The sequence below is a fragment of the Pseudomonas sp. ACN5 genome (assembly GCF_002303975.1).
Classification (GTDB): Bacteria; Pseudomonadota; Gammaproteobacteria; order Pseudomonadales; family Pseudomonadaceae; genus Aquipseudomonas; species Aquipseudomonas laurylsulfatiphila.
Map to the genome: position 1 here is coordinate 1 of NZ_MRCP01000018.1, position 15,721 is coordinate 15,721.

The window sequence follows — 15,721 nt, forward strand, 5'->3', positions numbered from 1 at the left end:
TTGCTCCGGGCGGCGTTCCGACGAAGGCGTTGTACCAGTCACCATCAACATCGAATGACACACCGCCTTCGTCGGAACGCCGCCCGGAGCAAGCCCGCTCCCACAGGTTTTTGCAGTGGCCACAGTGGGGCGGGGTGTCAGCGGGAAATGAGGCCGTGATCGATGGCGTATTTGACCAGCGCCGCCGGTTTGTCGATGTTGAGCTTGCGCCGGATGCTCAGGCGGTGTGTTTCCACCGTGCGCACGCTGATGTCCAGTTCCCGGGCCATTTCCTTGTTGTTCAGCCCTTGCGCCATCTTCGACAGCACCTGACTTTCCCTCGGGGTCAGTTCGTTGTCGGTGTTCTTGTCGGCGATCAGCCGTTGGGCGATGTCGGCGCTGTAGAAGGTCCCGCCGCTGGTGATGGCTTCGATGGCGGCGATGATTTCCCGTGACGGGGCGTTTTTCAGCACGTAGCCGCTGGCGCCAGAGCGCACCGATTCACTGACGTATTCGTAACTGTCGTACATGCTCAGCACCAGCACCTTGAGCGACGGGTACTGGCTGCGCAGCACGCGGGTCAGTTCCAGGCCGTTCATGTCCGGCAGGCTGATGTCGACCAGCAGCAGGTCCGGCTGGCAGCGTCCGACCATGTCGATGGCGTCGGCGCCGTTTTCCGCTTCGCCGACCATTTCCAGGGGCGACATCACGGCCAGCAGCGCCTTGATGCCGTCGCGCACCAGGGAGTGATCGTCGACCAGGGCGATGCGGATCGGGGAGGGCAGGTTCATCGCAGCTATTCACTCTTGTAGTGGTGGGGCCGGCTCAGTGTTTTGCGCCAGGCTTCATCGGCAGTCGTACGTCCAGCTCGCTTCTGCCCGGCACCGAGATCAAGTCGAAGCGCCCGCCATAATGTTCGACGCGTTCGCGGATGTTACGCAAGCCAATGCCGGCCTGACGCCGTTCGACCTGGGCGACGTTGAAACCGATGCCGTCATCGACCAGCGTCAGCCGCACGGACTCGTCGCAGCCGCGCAGTGTAATGGACACGTGCTTCGCCTGGGCGTGGCGTTCGATATTGGTCAGGCCTTCCTGGACGATGCGGAACAGTGACACCGCCGCGCCGTCGACCAGTTGGCAGTCGAATTCATTTTCGTCGTAGGTCACGGTCAGCCCGCTGCGCTGCTCGAATTCCGCGGCCAATTGGCCGATGGCCGCCGGCAGGCCGAGGGTGTCGAGCAAGGATGAGCGCAGGTCATGGGAGAGGCTGCGGACTTCACCGATGGCATCGCCCAGGCGTTCGGTGGCGTCTTTCAAGGTGTTCAGGCCCTTGTCCTGGGCTTGTCCGCTTTCCAGCAGGTGGCTGGCCAGTTCGAACTGGAACTTGATCGAGACCAGCACCTGGCTGACGCCGTCGTGCAACTCGCGGGACACCCGGGATCGTTCTTCTTCCTGCAGGCTGACGATGCGCTGGGTCAGGCGCTGCAGTTTCTTGTCCGCCAGGCGATGTTCGCTGACGTTGAGGGTCATGCCGGTGGCGAAGACAAACAGCACCGCGACCAGGGCGACCACGGCAATCGCCATCATGGTCTTGCGGATGCCCATGGCCACTTCGGCACGGGCCTGCTGGGTGGCGCGCTCGACGTCTTCGAGGTAGATGCCGGTGCCGAGCATCCAGCCCCAGCGGTCGAGCATCACCACGTAGGCGAGCTTGTCGGTCACCTGGCCGGAGGAGGGCTTGTTCCAGGCGTAGCGTTGAAAGCCTTCACCCGATTGCGCGCTTTTGAGCAACGCCTGAATCACCGGCAGGCCATGGGGATCCTTCATGTCCCACAGGTACTGGCCCACCAGGTCCGACTGGCGCGCATGCATCAGGCTGCGGCCTTCGTGGTCGTAGACGAAGAAGTAGCCGTTGATGCCGAAGCTGAGCTTGCGCAGTTCTTCCAGCACTTGCTGCTGGGCACGGGCGTCGCCATGGCCGTCGTCGTACAGCGGGGCGATCAGGCTCTGGGCCATTTCCACGTAGTTTTTCAACTCCGCGCGCTTGCTCGCCAGAATGCTGTCTTCGATGAGTTGCGCCTGTTGATCGCCCAATTGGCGGTTGAGGGAAATCACCAGCGCGCAGATGACGGCAATGGCCAGCACCAGCGGCAGAATCCCGAGGGCGACGATCTTGTGTTTGAGCTGCATGTTGACTCCTGCCCGCGCGAAGGCTGGGGATCATATGCCAAAGAGGCGCTCGGCCTGTAGCGTTGCTGGACGGAATGACCGGTGGCCGGGATGAAATGCAAAACCAGTGTGGGAGCGGGCTTGCTCGCGAAAGCGGTGGGTCAGTTGACATCAATATTGACTGATCCACCGCCTTCGCGAGCAAGCCCGCTCCCACAGGGGATCTATGGCGTCTACGTAGAACTACGTAGACGCCACGTACGTAGTAACGCGGATTTATTTGTGGACGGCATGCGCAGATATTGGGCCAGCTCCGCACCGCGGACACAATTATAAAAATTACCGCCGCAGTCACTGGCTGTCGGCAGGAGACACGCTATGCCCCGTCTGGCTAAACACCTCGCCTGGTTTGCCGTGGCTGTCCTGGGAGCGATTGCGCTGAGTGTCGTGGCCCTGCGCCGCGGCGAAGCGATCAACGCCCTGTGGATCGTAGTCGCAGCCGTCGCCATCTACCTCGTTGCCTACCGCTACTACAGCCTGTTCATCGCCAACAAAGTGATGCAGCTCGATCCCACTCGGGCCACGCCGGCTGTGCTCAATAACGATGGTCTGGACTACGTTCCGACCAACAAACACGTGCTGTTCGGTCACCACTTCGCGGCCATTGCCGGTGCCGGTCCGCTGGTCGGCCCGGTGCTGGCGGCGCAGATGGGCTACCTGCCCGGCACGCTGTGGCTGATCGCTGGCGTGGTGCTGGCCGGTGCCGTGCAGGACTTCATGGTCCTGTTCATGTCCACCCGCCGCAACGGCCGCTCCCTGGGCGACATGGTCCGTGAAGAAATGGGCCGCATCCCCGGCACCATCGCGCTGTTCGGTTGCTTCCTGATCATGATCATCATCCTCGCGGTGCTGGCGCTGATCGTGGTGAAAGCCCTGGCCGAGAGCCCTTGGGGCATTTTCACGGTGATGGCGACTATCCCGATCGCGATGTTCATGGGCATCTACATGCGCTACATCCGCCCGGGCCGCATCGGTGAGATCTCGGTGATCGGCGTGTTGTTGCTGCTCGGTTCCATCTGGCTCGGCGGGCAGATTGCCGCGGATCCGGTGTGGGCCAAGGCCTTTACCTTCACCGGTATCCAGATCACCTGGATGCTGATCGGCTACGGTTTCGTTGCCGCGGTGTTGCCGGTGTGGCTGATCCTGGCACCCCGTGACTACCTGTCGACCTTCCTGAAAATCGGCACCATCGTCGCCCTGGCCATCGGCATCCTGGTGACCATGCCCGAGCTGAAAATGCCGGCCCTGACCCAGTTCATCGACGGCACCGGCCCGGTCTGGAAGGGCGGTCTGTTCCCGTTCCTGTTCATCACCATCGCCTGTGGTGCGGTCTCGGGTTTCCACGCGCTGATCGCTTCGGGCACCACGCCGAAATTGCTCGCCAATGAGGGGCATGCCCGTTACATCGGTTACGGCGGCATGCTGATGGAATCCTTCGTGGCCATCATGGCCATGGTCGCCGCGTCGGTGATCGATCCGGGCGTGTACTTCGCCATGAACAGCCCGGCGGCCGTGGTCGGCGCCGATGCAGTGGCCGTTGCGCAAACTGTCAGCAGCTGGGGCTTTGCGATCACGCCGGAAGCCCTGCAAGCGGTGGCCCATGACATCGGGGAAACCACCATCCTGGCCCGTGCCGGTGGTGCGCCGACCCTGGCGGTGGGGATCGCGCAGATCCTGCACCAGCTGTTGCCGGGCGAGAACACCATGGCGTTCTGGTACCACTTCGCGATCCTGTTCGAAGCGCTGTTCATCCTGACCGCAGTCGACGCCGGTACCCGTGCCGGGCGCTTCATGCTTCAGGATCTGCTCGGTTCGTTCGTGCCGGCCCTGCGCCGCACCGAATCCTGGACCGCCAACCTGATCGCCACCGCCGGTTGCGTGGCCATGTGGGGTTATCTGCTGTACCAGGGCGTGATCGACCCGCTGGGCGGCATCAATACCTTGTGGCCGCTGTTCGGTATCTCCAACCAGATGCTGGCCGGTATCGCGCTGATGCTCGGCACCGTGGTGCTGATCAAGATGAAACGCCAGCGTTATGCCTGGGTCACCTTGCTGCCGGCTGTGTGGTTGCTGATCTGCACCACCACCGCCGGCTTCATCAAGCTGTTCGATGCCAACCCGGCGATCGGCTTCCTCGCCCTGGCGAAGAAATACAGCGATGCCCTGGCCAATGGTCAGGTGCTGGCCCCGGCCAAGAGCATCGAGCAGATGCAGCACGTGATCTTCAACGCCTACACCAACGCCACGCTGACCGCACTGTTCCTGTTCGTGGTGTTCAGCATCCTGTTCTTCGCGCTCAAGGTCGGTATCGCCGCCTGGGGCAACAAAGAGCGTACGGATAAAGAAGCGCCATTCCAGGCGTTGCCGAATGCATAGGCAAGGAGGGCAGCATGTTCAATGACCTGAGTCGCCTGGGCAAATACCTCGGTCAGGCCGCGCGCCTGATGGTCGGCATGCCCGACTACGACAACTACGTCGAGCACATGCAGACCAAGCACCCGGACAAACCGCTGATGGACTACGAGGCGTTCTTCCGCGAGCGCCAGGAAGCCCGTTACGGCAGTAAAGCCGGACCCAAGTGCTGTTGAGTGAACAATAAAAAACCGGCTGAAAGGCCGGTTTTTTATTGCCTGGAGCAAAGTCTCGAGTGATTGAGGCCGCGCGGCGATCCGAATCGTCGCCGCCCCTGTTGCCCCGGGTCAGTCATGGGGCCTTGTCATTCTTTCGCCCGTGAGGCTGATGATCCGGCTTGGCGATCTTGAGCGCCCGGTCGGCGACCTTGGCGTTATGCACCAGGCGACCGAGCACGGCGACAACGATGATCGCCAGCAATACCCAGATGACAATGGCTTTGAGGTACATGGCGAAACCTCTCGCGGCAAACAATCCTTCCAGTTGCCAACGTCCTTGTAGCAAATGGTGTTAATCCATTGTGGCAGGTGTTGATGATCTTGCATCGCATGACTGATTTGCGCTGTTTATCAGCTATCTCCACCGGATGAAGCGACAGTTTCCCGGACCGGTACTTTAATGGATGGTCTGGAGCGACTGATCGCGGGGCTGTCATAGCCTTAAGGCTATGGATCCCATACCGAAAAGCTATTTCATCAATCGGTGATCCGGATCCACGCTCAAGGGTGGTTAGCTGAAAACAAAATCAAGAGGAGATGCCATGTCAACTGAATCGAAATGCCCGTTCAATCACGCCGCTGGCGGTGGCACGACGAACCGCGACTGGTGGCCGAACCAACTGAATCTGAAGATCCTGAGTCAACACTCGCCCAAGTCTGACCCGTTGGGGGGCGATTTCAACTACGCCGAAGCCTTCAAGAGCCTTGACTTCCAGGCGCTGAAAAAAGACCTGACTGCGCTGATGACCGATTCCCAGGACTGGTGGCCGGCGGACTTCGGTCACTATGGACCTCTCTTTATCCGCATGTCCTGGCACGCCGCAGGCACCTATCGCACCGGTGACGGCCGGGGCGGCGCAGGTTCCGGCCAGCAACGCTTTGCACCGCTCAACAGCTGGCCGGACAACGTCAGCCTCGACAAGGCCCGCCGGCTGCTCTGGCCGATCAAGCAAAAGTACGGCAACAAGATTTCCTGGGCCGACCTGATCGTCCTCACCGGCAACGTCGCCCTGGAATCCATGGGCTTCAAGACGTTTGGCTTTTCCGGTGGACGCGCGGATGTCTGGGAACCGGACGAAGACGTTTACTGGGGTTCTGAAAGCAAATGGCTGGGCGGTGACTCGCGTTACGGAAAAGAAGACAAACCGGCGCAAAAACCCGGCGATGTGCCCTTGGTGGCTGAGCCTGGCAGAAACGAGGACAGCCGTACCGACAATGGTCGCAATCTGGAAAACCCCCTCGCCGCGGTGCAGATGGGCCTGATCTATGTGAACCCGGAAGGCCCGGAAGGCGAACCGGACCCGGTCGCCTCGGCCAAGGACATTCGCGAAACCTTCGGCCGCATGGCGATGAACGATGAGGAAACCGTGGCGTTGATCGCCGGTGGCCACGCCTTCGGCAAGACCCACGGCGCCGGGCCTGCCGACAACGTCGGGCCGGAGCCGGAAGCCGCCGGCCTTGAGCTGCAAGGCCTGGGCTGGAAGAGCACATTCGGCACCGGCAAAGGGGCCGATGCCATCACCAGCGGCCTGGAAGTGACCTGGACCACCACGCCCACCAAATGGAGCAACAACTACCTGGAAAACCTGTTCGGTTTCGACTGGGAACTGACCAAGAGCCCGGCCGGCGCCCATCAGTGGAAACCGAAGAACGGTGCCGGTGCCGGGATCATTCCGGATGCCTTTGATCCGTCGAAACGTCGTGATCCGACCATGCTGACCTCGGACCTGGCCCTGCGTTTCGACCCGATCTACGAACCCATTGCCCGGCGCTTCCTGGCCAACCCCGATCAACTGGCCGATGCCTTCGCGCGCGCCTGGTACAAACTCATTCACCGTGACATGGGCCCGCTCTCGCGCTACCTCGGCCCGGAAATGCCGGGCGAAGAGCTGCTGTGGCAAGACCCGATCCCTGCCGTCGATCATCCGCTGGTCAACGACAGCGATGTGGCAGGCCTGAAAAGCAAGGTGCTGGCGTCCGGCCTGTCGGTCTCGCAGCTGGTATCGACGGCGTGGGCCGCAGCGTCCAGCTTCCGTGGTTCCGACAAACGCGGCGGTGCCAACGGCGGGCGCCTGCGCCTGGCGCCGCAGAAATCCTGGCCGGCCAACCAGCCGGAGCAACTGGCCAACGTGCTGGCCAAACTTGAAGGCATCCAGAAGGAGTTCAACAGCGCGCAAGCCGGCGGCAAGAAAATCTCCCTGGCCGACCTGATCGTGCTCGCCGGTGGCGCGGGTGTCGAACAGGCGGCAAAAAACGCCGGCCACAGTGTGACGGTGCCGTTCAGCCCGGGTCGCACGGACGCCAGCCAGGAACAGACCGATGTCGAGTCTTTCGGTTTCCTTGAACCGATTGCCGACGGCTTCCGTAACTACCTGAAAACCCAGTACCGCGTGCCCGCCGAATCCTTGCTGATCGACAAGGCACAACTGCTGACGCTCAGCGCACCGGAAATGACGGTACTGCTGGGTGGCCTGCGGGTGTTGAACACCAACGTCGGCCAGAGCAAACACGGTGTGTTCACCCAGCGTCCGGAAGCGCTGACCAATGACTTCTTCACCAACCTGCTGGACATGGGCGTGGAGTGGAAACCGGTGTCGGATGCCCAGCAGGCGTTCGAAGGGCGTGATCGCAAAACCGGTGCTGTGAAGTGGACGGGGACCCGGGTTGACCTGGTCTTCGGTTCGAACGCGCAGTTGCGTGCGCTGGCCGAAGTCTATGCCAGCGCCGATGCGCAGCAGAAATTCGTCAAGGACTTCGTGGCTGCGTGGACCAAAGTGATGAACCTGGATCGTTTCGACTTAAACCGCACTGTCTAGAGGAGATGTTGTCATAACGCTGGCATTACCGGCAAAAAGTGCCTCGGCTCGCCCTCCGGCTCCGACATCAGCGGAGGGCATCCAGCGACCATAAACCTTGGCGATCATGGTCCAGTCTTTGTGGCCAAGTTGCTTGGCTACCCACATTGGATTCTCGCCAGCAGATAGCATCATCGAGGCATAGGTGTGGCGACTCTGATAGGGTCGCCGCCACCTAACACCTGACTTCTTCATCGCCGGCATCCAGATGACCCGGTAAATGTATCCGGCATGCTTCCAGGGCTCTCCGGTGATTGTGTTGAGAAACACCCTGCCGCCAGCCAGGAAGGTCAACTCTTTCTGTTTGAGCAACGCTTCTCGCGCCGGAGCCAGTAACTTCACGGTGCGCCTTCCTGATAACGTCTTGGTCGACTCTGGCTCTTTCGCAGCCCGCGTCTTGGCCCTGACGATCCTTACCTCCCCCGCGATCCAGTCGATATCCCCCCATTCCAAGGCGATCAGTTCGCTGGGTCGAAGACCTGTCCAGAAAGAGAACTGCAATTGCGGCCACGTATTGCCCCTGGCTGCAGCTAATATCGCCACTTGCTCCTCGCGAGTGAATGGATCAACGTCATCTTCCTCCTTTAGCTGTTCACGATTCTTGTAAGCCCACCCAGAAAGCGGGTTGCTCTCCAAAATTTCATCCTCAACTGCGTCGTTAAGTGCAGAGCGAAAGCAGCTCTGAACATTCATCAGCGTCTTGTTGGCCACCTTATAGGTCGACATCTTTTCTCTGATGATCTTTTTTGACAACTCATTAAGAGGCAGGTCGCCGAACATCGGTTTGAGGGTTGCGCGGATTGTCGCTTCGTAGAACGCGACCGTGCTTGATTTGAGTGTCGGAGTTTTCCGCTCCAGCCATTCTTCCAGGTAATCCCCAATGGTTTGTCTGGCATCGGTGCGCTTGAATGCGTCGGCGCGCTTCGACTTCGGGAACGTTGCGGCATAATCGAAAGTCCCGTTCGCGATCGAATACTCAATCGCAGTCTTGTGCTGCTCGGCCTTTTTCAGGTTAGCGGCGGTGGGCTTGAGCGCGATGCGCTCACGGCACCTGACGCCCTGGTATTGGAAAGTGATTTCGATACTACTTGCAGATGCGGCGCGGACGCCTCCCCCATCTCGACCCATGAGTAATATCCCTCTACGTCTATTAAAATTCTGCCGTCTGGCGCTTTCCGCCAAACAAGATGTTTCGGCCATTTGCCGTCGCGGATTTTGGTTCTGATGGCGTCGGGGGTATAGCCCGACTCCCGAGAGAACTGCTCTACGGTCTTGTATCTGACCATGTGCATGCTCCATGCCGCGTATGGCGACAGAAGGTGGTGGATTAGATGGCCATCTCGGCCTGAGTTTCTCGCTGCCAGATCGGCGAACTGTTGTGTGATTCGATGCGGTCGGCGATGACGTTGGCGCGCTGGCCGGCGGTGGGCGGGGCATACATGCCGAAGCGGCTGATGCTGCCGCCATTCACCGCGGCGTTCGTGGAGTCAGCCGAGGCGAATGGCAAGTGCTGGAAGATCGCTGGGTCAAGCATTCGTAGGCCGTGCAGGCGACACGCGGGGCGGCCCTGGTCGTCGCATATTGCGTCCATTGCTGAGCTAATCCGTTTCCACCATGCTGGCGTTCCCGGGCTTGCCCACTGACCTGAACTGCCGATAGCCACCGTCTGCCAGTCGTCAGCCAGGCGCGTCAGGCGCTCAAGCGATTCGTGCAGATGCCAGACCGGCACGCCGCGCAATTCCGTCGGCCAGGCTGCCAGAAGTGCATCGTTCGCTGTTTCATCTCCGTCAATAACATCGGGGATCAGCGCCCAGTCAAAGCCCGGGTGTCGATGCCACTGTTCGACCCAGCGGGTGTACCCATCGACATCCAGCGTGCCGCCTTTCTTCCAGACCGAAAACGCGCCGTTGTCGAAGACGAACGATTGGCAGACATCGGCGACAATGCCCATGTCGTCCTGGCGCGGGAACGGTACAAGCGCATGCCGGCCAGCAAGGAACCGGGCGCCGTCTTGCCGCGTGCCGCCAATTGGCGTGCCGTGATAAGCGATCATCCGCTGAGCCTCACTGTCTCTATCTCGACGCCCTGATGCGTGGCAATGATCGTTTGATCGCCGCCGATGTCCTCGGCCAGGCGGTCGGCGATCTGTTCGTGCCAGCCTTTCTTGATGACCGCGGTTGCGGCCTTGATGTGTTCGACTCGGATCATCGCCAGAGACCTAACTTCCAGCCGGTAGATGATCAATTCGCCGTCCGATGGGCAGACGGCTGCGAACAAATGTCTGTAAATATTCACGCGCAGTCCTCGCCCGCCGTTCACCGGCAGGCTGTATGTGGATTAGTGGGTTACGCTGGAATGCAGGCAACGTGAGAACGCAAACGGTCTCTCATCATGGATGGATCAAGATGAAACTGATTTTGATAGTGCTTGTTGTTGGTTTGTTGGCTTGGAAGTTTTCCCCTGAATTGCAGTCCTGGGCTGAGGCTCGGCTATCGAGTCCCCAAAGAACCTCTACGGTCGTGACTGCGCCGAAGTCTGTTTCGGCTCCAGTCAAATGTGATGGGCGCAAATATTGCTCGCAGATGACCTCGTGCGCAGAGGCCAAAAACTTTCTGCAAAATTGCCCAGGAATGGAAATGGACGGAGACGACGATGGGATACCGTGTGAGTCGCAATGGTGTCGATGACCGTTCACCGGCAGGCTGGTAGGTGGAAGAGGGGTTAGGCTTTTGCTTTGGATGCCGGCTCGCAGTCGGCGGCCAGCTTCAGCAGGTTGCGGGTGGTCGGCCTGAAGCCTTCCGTGTTGGGGAAGTACTCATGCTCATGCCCCTCCGGGTAATCATTGAAAAAACCGTGCCAAGGCCACATGCGGCTCCAGTCATCCCAGACGCTGTATGCATCGTTGCAATCACCCGAATATGAGCAGTACTCACCGCCAACGGACGGAACGTGGCTCACTCGTGTCTTCTGCTCGTAAGCCAGCTCGGAATGGTCGTCGTCGATCCAGGCGCGCCCATATAGCGACGGATACAGAAGAACAAGGCGCTTGCTCAGCTTCTTCTCGATACATGCTTTCATCGGCGTGGCCCCGAGTAGATGAGCCAGGCCATGTAGGCGAGGGCCGGGATGATCATGGCATCACCTCGCCGGGCTTCTCTATCAACTTCCATTTGGTGTTGTTGCACTGGCTGTGGTCTGACTCGACCAAGCCGTCACGCTTCATCCGCTCGAGCTCTCGGCGGATCTCGGGGGTGTCACGGGCCCCTGAGACATGAAACTTGAACCACCAGGTGGGGAACCAGTCGCGAGCACTTTTCTCGTTCTTTCGCATGTACTGGATGATCCGCTCTCGCAAGGTCGCGACAATTTCTTCAGGCATGACTTCGTCCTTGCCGCTATAGCGGCTGACTTTGAAAAGGGGAGGGGGGGTGCTGCTGAGCGTTCAATGTTTTGTTACTGTGTGTTGGTCAATTTCATTAGGGAAAAATATTTTGAAGCAGTATTGCGATTACTGGAGGCTCCAAGCCAAGTGGTGGGGCAGCAGGAGTTTAGAGTGGTGGGCAGCGCATATCACTGTCGTATATGTCGGCGGTGCAATTCTCATAATGGGATCTAGATTCGAAGAGCTTATTGTTTTAAAGCTAAATGAAATTGGTGATCTAGCTGCTGGAGTGTTCGGGCCGCTAGCATTTCTATGGCTTGTGCTAGGTTATATCCAGCAAGGGCGAGAGCTGAAACTCAGTTCTCAGGCTTTGCTCCTGCAGGCGCATGAGCTGAAAGAATCAGTAAAACAGCAAACAGAATTGAATCATGTTACCCGCGAGTCTTTGAGAAATCAGAATTTAACTCTTGAGCCAGTATTTCACATTCATTTCGAGAGCATGAGCGACGACTTTATTGAGGGTGACCGTTATGAGAATGCTCACTTCAGTCTGCATAACGTTGGTGCGCAGTGTGAGCACGTGGCGGTATGCGTTATGGCGAATGATCGAAGTGAGCTAATTGCGTATCATTATCCATTGGTCGATCGGGATAGTAAGCATCAATTAACTCTTGTAGATATACTGTACCAAGGTGATGTGGTTGAGCTAAGGGTTTCGTTTATAAGATTAAATGGCGCATCCGGAACTCAAATTTTCGATTTGGAAGAAATTCCGAGCTTTGATGAGGGTGAGCCATATGTGAGAGTTTCAAAAAGGATTCTTGCACTTTAAGAGTGGTGAACTAACGCGGAGTAATCTATCAGCTTGATCATCTTTTGGGCAGTTCCCGCAGATGAAGTGCCATCAGTCTGTGTGCGATATTCAGTTTAAAATAAAGAATGTCCTGCCGCGTCATGCCCGGGCGGTGTAGGGTGGTAAAACATCAGCTACAGTTGCGTGATCAAATAAAACAAGTGAGGTGCTGCGATGGGTTGTCCAGTTTGTGGGAACACCGAAGCGGTAGAGGACCTATCATTTGGTGGTGGAGTCCGTTTTTATTGCGCGCCGTGCGGGGGACACTTTCGTATATCGTCGTCTTTAGACGCTATTCAGGGTGACAAAGTGTATGACGTGGAACGTACAAGAGAGCGGCTTGAAGCTGATCGAGCTCGAAGAAGACTCCAGCCGCAGGATCCCAATCGGCTGCAAGATTTGGAGCCAGCACTAAGCTCGGCTGACGAAGATCTGCTCACTGATCCAGACCGATCTGCCGCAAAATCCGCCGCCCGATCCAGCTCACAACGGTGACTGCTTTGCTGTTCCCGATCGCCTTGTAGCGTGGTCCGTCGGGGCACTCTGCGGCGGGCTTACCACGCCAAGGGATCAGCGTGTAGTCGTCGGGCATGCCCTGGAGGCGTTCGCACTCGCGGGGAATGAGGCGCCGAACCTGGGAAGGAATCAGCAGTGCCGGCGGTGGGCTACATGCATCGAGCGATGCAGTGTATTCCTCATACAGCTTCCCGGCGCCGCATGCAGACGTGTGATGCAGTTTGGTGGAGTAGGCCAAGTAGTTCTGTTGTTGCGCTCCGGCTTCGGCAGCGAGGGCGCCGACGATCTGGCCGTCACCAGCAATGTGGCGCACTTCGCTTCGGCTGTTCTGTGTGAAAGCCATCAATGCGTTTTCTTGCCCGCTATTGCGACCGAGTGGGTGAGCTAAATCTATGTTGATGTCAGGATCCTGCGTGCCATGCACAACGAGGTGGCTGTGGCCGTGATTGGCGTCCTGGCCTGAGCAGCCTTGAAGTCGACCGTAACTCGCATCCAGTGTTGCCGTGACACAGGGCACGTCGTCGTAGCTGTATCCACCGGACTTGCGTGCGCCGCCGGCGAGTGTCGGAGCTACGAAGAACGTCTCGCTTTCCACGTCTAGCCGGCTGTCCTTCGCTGTGAGGGTGGCCGATCGCTCGACCGACCCTTCCAGACTGTGACCGCCGAATGCCGGGATCCCGCCGAACATGCTCACCGCCGGGCCTTCATCACCCTCGCAGTTTACGCAGCCGTACGGTCCGAGCTCTTCGCCGAACACGTGTCCGCATCCGCACTGGAGCGCAGGGCCGAAAGGAGCTGTTCCGGTAACGTCTTGCCCCTCGCCGCGGCGCGGCGCAGTATCCCGGCGCATGCCTTCTCGCTCAAAAAGTACCTCGGTGGGATCGAATCCGTCTCGAGCACTTGCGATAACGAACACACGGCGGCGTCGTTGGGCCAGGCCGAAATATTGGGCGTCCAGGACCCGCCACGCGATTGTTCTTTTGGGTCCATACACACAACCAGCGTCCGGCCACCTTTTCCCTGAAGGCTGCAGTTCGCAGTCTTCCCCAGCAAGCGCGCCAAGAAAGCATCCGAAGGCGTTCCCTTTGTCGCTGAGGACGCCGGGGACGTTTTCCCAGACGATGACACAGGGCGGCTGTCGGCGGCTGGCGCGAACATAGTCAGTTGCATCTGCGAGCTCCACGTATTTGATGGTGAGGGCGCCCCGCGGGTCGGCGAGGCCTTCGCGCATGCCGGCGACACTGAAGGCCTGGCAGGGAGTACCACCGACGAGGATGTCCGGCGCGGCGATCTTGCCGGCCAGCACCTGGGCGCCGAGCTTGGTCATGTCGCCGAGGTTCGGTGTGTTCGGGTAGTGGTGAGCCAGCACCGCGCTGGGGAAGGCCTCGATCTCGGCGAACCAGGTGGCCCGCATGCCGAGCGGCTTCCATGCAAGAGATGCCGCCTCGATGCCGGAGCAGACCGAGCCGTAGGTGATTTCCATAGGGGATCCTCGCCAGTTGGCGTGATTCGTTGAAGTAGGGTAATTGTGTTCGGCTTAGATTTAAGAGCAGACGCTTATTAGCAATGCGGGGAAGCGGTGCGTCGCATCGAAAGACTGGGCGTGACAGTGTTCTGATGATGGATTTTGTGTGCTGGCCATGCGACATTGTCCAACTCGGAGCAAGGCGCATGGAGCTGTTCAATGAAGGTTTTCGTAAGTTGGTCTGGTCAGCGCAGCAAAGCTGTCGCAGAGTTAATCAGCGACTGGATAAAATGTGTTCTCCAAGCTTCACATCCTTGGATTTCTACCCGTGATATAGATAAAGGAGCAATTTGGTTCTCAGAAATATCGGATCAGCTCAAAGACACTGCAGCAGGCATTGTGTGCTTGACTCAAGAAAATAAAAACAAACCATGGATTCTTTTCGAGACCGGAGCGCTAGCAAAAGGTCTGAGTACGAATAGAGTTTGTACTTTTTTGATTGATTTGAATCCGAGTGATATTGAGGATCCTCTAGCTCAATTCAACCATACAATGCCAGAGAGAACTTCGATGTGGGGGCTCACGTGCTCCCTGAATAATTGTCTCGAGCTAAATAGATTGGATGAGCGCATTCTTCGTCAGGTCTTCGAGACTTATTGGCCTCAATTTGAGGCAAAGTTTGCAAAGGCGTTGGAGGATAATCAACCTGTCGAAGAAGTCGTTCCTAGATCAGATGCAAGTATTTTGTCTGAAATACTTGCTAATACTCGATCTCTTTCTAGTCGAATCAGGGATCTTGAATCAAAGAGCGAAATGGATGCGAGTGCCCTAGAGTCTTCTGAGCTTGAATCAATCATACTTAATTTGGCTAAGCGTGGGGATGATATCCCTTCGATTGCATTGCAAGTTAAAAGGTACGGGGTTGGTGAGCGTGAAATATGGGGAGTACTTACGAAGAATAACGGTCGGATTCCTCCACCACCACCTTTACCGATACCTCCGCCACCGCCACCGCCACCGCCACCGTACCCATCGAAGCCGTCCAAGAAAGCTTGACGGTGCTGAATTAAGTTAGTATTGGCTTTTCTCGCCTTTTTTGGACAGCCCCTCCAGCTGTCGCGCCCATTTTTCCGTGACAATGATTTCCGGTCGAGACATATTTGCGAAGTGATCGGACTCTTCGGCGGGCGCGGTGGCCAGGTTGATCAGGAACGTGGACACCGTCTCCTGCTATTCCTTGAGCCTGGGGCGCTCGCCCAGTACTTGTCAGCCACAATTCAGCAATCTGGCGCCGCCCTCCGTCACCGGATGCGAAAGTTGGTTTGAAATTTGGTGATGCGGCAGAGTGATGGCTCTATGATCGCCATCCCCTTATGCATGGAGCGCAACAGATGCGGCTTTTGCTGGTTTCAACGATTGCTTTGCTCATCGCCGGCTGCTCCGGTCCGGGAGTCGTACCCATGGGTCGAGACACCTACATGATCGCGAAGGATGGGCGCTTCACGACCTTTGGCGGAGGAGCTGTAGAGGCTGAGCTATATCAAGAGGCCAATGCTTTCTGTGAGAGTAAAGACAAGCAGCTGATGCCTGTAAAAGGTACATTCAGGGATTCTGGTTACGGTCGCTATGCCAATGCCGAGTTGCAGTTTCGGTGCCTCAATGAAAACGATCCAGAGTTGCGCCGATCGACCATCAATCAAGATGAAGTAGTCCTCCGCGGTCGGATGCAACAAATATAGGCGAGCCATCCGGTTGAAGGGGTAACCCGCTGTATCGGACGGGCTACCTATTTTTTATTTTGGATCGAAGGTG

At 58.1% G+C, this 15,721-nt stretch carries 17 protein-coding genes; 7 read left to right on the top strand and 10 right to left on the bottom strand.

What is annotated here, in order from left to right; all coding sequences use genetic code 11:
- Positions 1-137: 137 nt before the first annotated feature.
- Positions 138-770 (bottom strand): response regulator transcription factor, encoded by a 633-nt coding sequence (locus BSF40_RS26315; protein WP_095967470.1) that lies wholly within the window; start codon positions 768-770, stop codon positions 138-140.
- Between the two features lie 34 nt (positions 771-804).
- Positions 805-2,169 carry a cache domain-containing protein gene (locus BSF40_RS26320; RefSeq protein WP_095967471.1) on the bottom strand — a complete coding sequence of 455 codons (1,365 nt, stop codon included), beginning with the start codon at positions 2,167-2,169 and terminating at the stop codon, positions 805-807.
- 357 nt (positions 2,170-2,526) lie between these two features.
- Between BSF40_RS26320 and BSF40_RS26325 the strand changes: the two genes are divergently transcribed.
- On the top strand, positions 2,527-4,584 hold the full coding sequence (locus BSF40_RS26325; RefSeq protein ID WP_095967472.1) for a carbon starvation CstA family protein: 2,058 nt from the start codon (positions 2,527-2,529) through the stop codon (positions 4,582-4,584).
- Between the two features lie 14 nt (positions 4,585-4,598).
- Positions 4,599-4,796 carry a YbdD/YjiX family protein gene (locus BSF40_RS26330; protein WP_034150399.1) on the top strand — a complete coding sequence of 66 codons (198 nt, stop codon included), beginning with the start codon at positions 4,599-4,601 and terminating at the stop codon, positions 4,794-4,796.
- A gap of 115 nt (positions 4,797-4,911) precedes the next feature.
- On the opposite strand, the gene BSF40_RS32795 is transcribed toward BSF40_RS26330, so the two are convergent.
- The gene (locus BSF40_RS32795; RefSeq protein WP_172435754.1) at positions 4,912-5,070 is read right to left on the bottom strand and encodes a hypothetical protein; all 159 of its coding nucleotides are present in this window, start codon (positions 5,068-5,070) and stop codon (positions 4,912-4,914) included.
- Positions 5,071-5,380: 310 nt separating this feature from the next.
- Here BSF40_RS32795 and katG point away from each other — a divergent pair, with 310 nt between their 5' ends.
- Positions 5,381-7,654, top strand: a complete 2,274-nt coding sequence (katG, locus tag BSF40_RS26335) for a catalase/peroxidase HPI (RefSeq protein ID WP_095967473.1) — start codon at positions 5,381-5,383, stop codon at positions 7,652-7,654.
- On the opposite strand, the gene BSF40_RS26340 is transcribed toward katG, so the two are convergent.
- The 3 genes from BSF40_RS26340 to BSF40_RS26350 all read right to left on the bottom strand — a co-directional run bounded on the left by BSF40_RS26340 (position 7,637) and on the right by BSF40_RS26350 (position 9,988).
- Complete coding sequence (locus tag BSF40_RS26340) at positions 7,637-8,893, bottom strand: Arm DNA-binding domain-containing protein (protein ID WP_371918128.1); 1,257 nt, start codon at positions 8,891-8,893, stop codon at positions 7,637-7,639. The genes katG and BSF40_RS26340 overlap by 18 nt on opposite strands.
- 127 nt (positions 8,894-9,020) lie before the next feature.
- Complete coding sequence (locus BSF40_RS26345; protein ID WP_095967475.1) at positions 9,021-9,746, bottom strand: hypothetical protein; 726 nt, start codon at positions 9,744-9,746, stop codon at positions 9,021-9,023.
- Entirely contained in the window at positions 9,743-9,988 is a 246-nt protein-coding gene (locus tag BSF40_RS26350; RefSeq protein WP_095967476.1) for a hypothetical protein, read from the bottom strand. Before BSF40_RS26350 ends, BSF40_RS26345 begins: the two co-directional genes overlap by 4 nt.
- Before the next feature lie 110 nt (positions 9,989-10,098).
- Here BSF40_RS26350 and BSF40_RS26355 point away from each other — a divergent pair, with 110 nt between their 5' ends.
- Positions 10,099-10,380: an excalibur calcium-binding domain-containing protein gene (locus tag BSF40_RS26355; protein WP_095967477.1), complete on the top strand. Its 282-nt coding sequence runs from the start codon at positions 10,099-10,101 to the stop codon at positions 10,378-10,380.
- A gap of 34 nt (positions 10,381-10,414) precedes the next feature.
- Here the strand turns inward: BSF40_RS26355 and BSF40_RS26360 are convergent, their stop codons facing one another.
- Positions 10,415-10,771 carry a hypothetical protein gene (locus BSF40_RS26360; RefSeq protein WP_095967478.1) on the bottom strand — a complete coding sequence of 119 codons (357 nt, stop codon included), beginning with the start codon at positions 10,769-10,771 and terminating at the stop codon, positions 10,415-10,417.
- A gap of 52 nt (positions 10,772-10,823) precedes the next feature.
- Complete coding sequence (locus BSF40_RS26365; protein ID WP_095967479.1) at positions 10,824-11,072, bottom strand: hypothetical protein; 249 nt, start codon at positions 11,070-11,072, stop codon at positions 10,824-10,826.
- Positions 11,073-11,121: 49 nt separating this feature from the next.
- On the opposite strand from BSF40_RS26365, the gene BSF40_RS26370 reads away from it, so the two are divergent.
- Positions 11,122-11,907 carry a hypothetical protein gene (locus BSF40_RS26370; protein ID WP_141249803.1) on the top strand — a complete coding sequence of 262 codons (786 nt, stop codon included), beginning with the start codon at positions 11,122-11,124 and terminating at the stop codon, positions 11,905-11,907.
- 457 nt (positions 11,908-12,364) lie between these two features.
- On the opposite strand, the gene BSF40_RS26380 is transcribed toward BSF40_RS26370, so the two are convergent.
- Complete coding sequence (locus tag BSF40_RS26380; RefSeq protein WP_095967482.1) at positions 12,365-13,927, bottom strand: DNA cytosine methyltransferase; 1,563 nt, start codon at positions 13,925-13,927, stop codon at positions 12,365-12,367.
- Between the two features lie 201 nt (positions 13,928-14,128).
- Here BSF40_RS26380 and BSF40_RS26385 point away from each other — a divergent pair, with 201 nt between their 5' ends.
- Entirely contained in the window at positions 14,129-14,965 is an 837-nt protein-coding gene (locus tag BSF40_RS26385) for a TIR domain-containing protein (RefSeq protein WP_095967483.1), read from the top strand.
- Between the two features lie 15 nt (positions 14,966-14,980).
- Here the strand turns inward: BSF40_RS26385 and BSF40_RS32800 are convergent, their stop codons facing one another.
- The gene (locus tag BSF40_RS32800; protein ID WP_172435755.1) at positions 14,981-15,130 is read right to left on the bottom strand and encodes a hypothetical protein; all 150 of its coding nucleotides are present in this window, start codon (positions 15,128-15,130) and stop codon (positions 14,981-14,983) included.
- 170 nt (positions 15,131-15,300) lie between these two features.
- Between BSF40_RS32800 and BSF40_RS26390 the strand changes: the two genes are divergently transcribed.
- On the top strand, positions 15,301-15,648 hold the full coding sequence (locus BSF40_RS26390) for a hypothetical protein (protein WP_095967484.1): 348 nt from the start codon (positions 15,301-15,303) through the stop codon (positions 15,646-15,648).
- Positions 15,649-15,721: the final 73 nt, after the last annotated feature.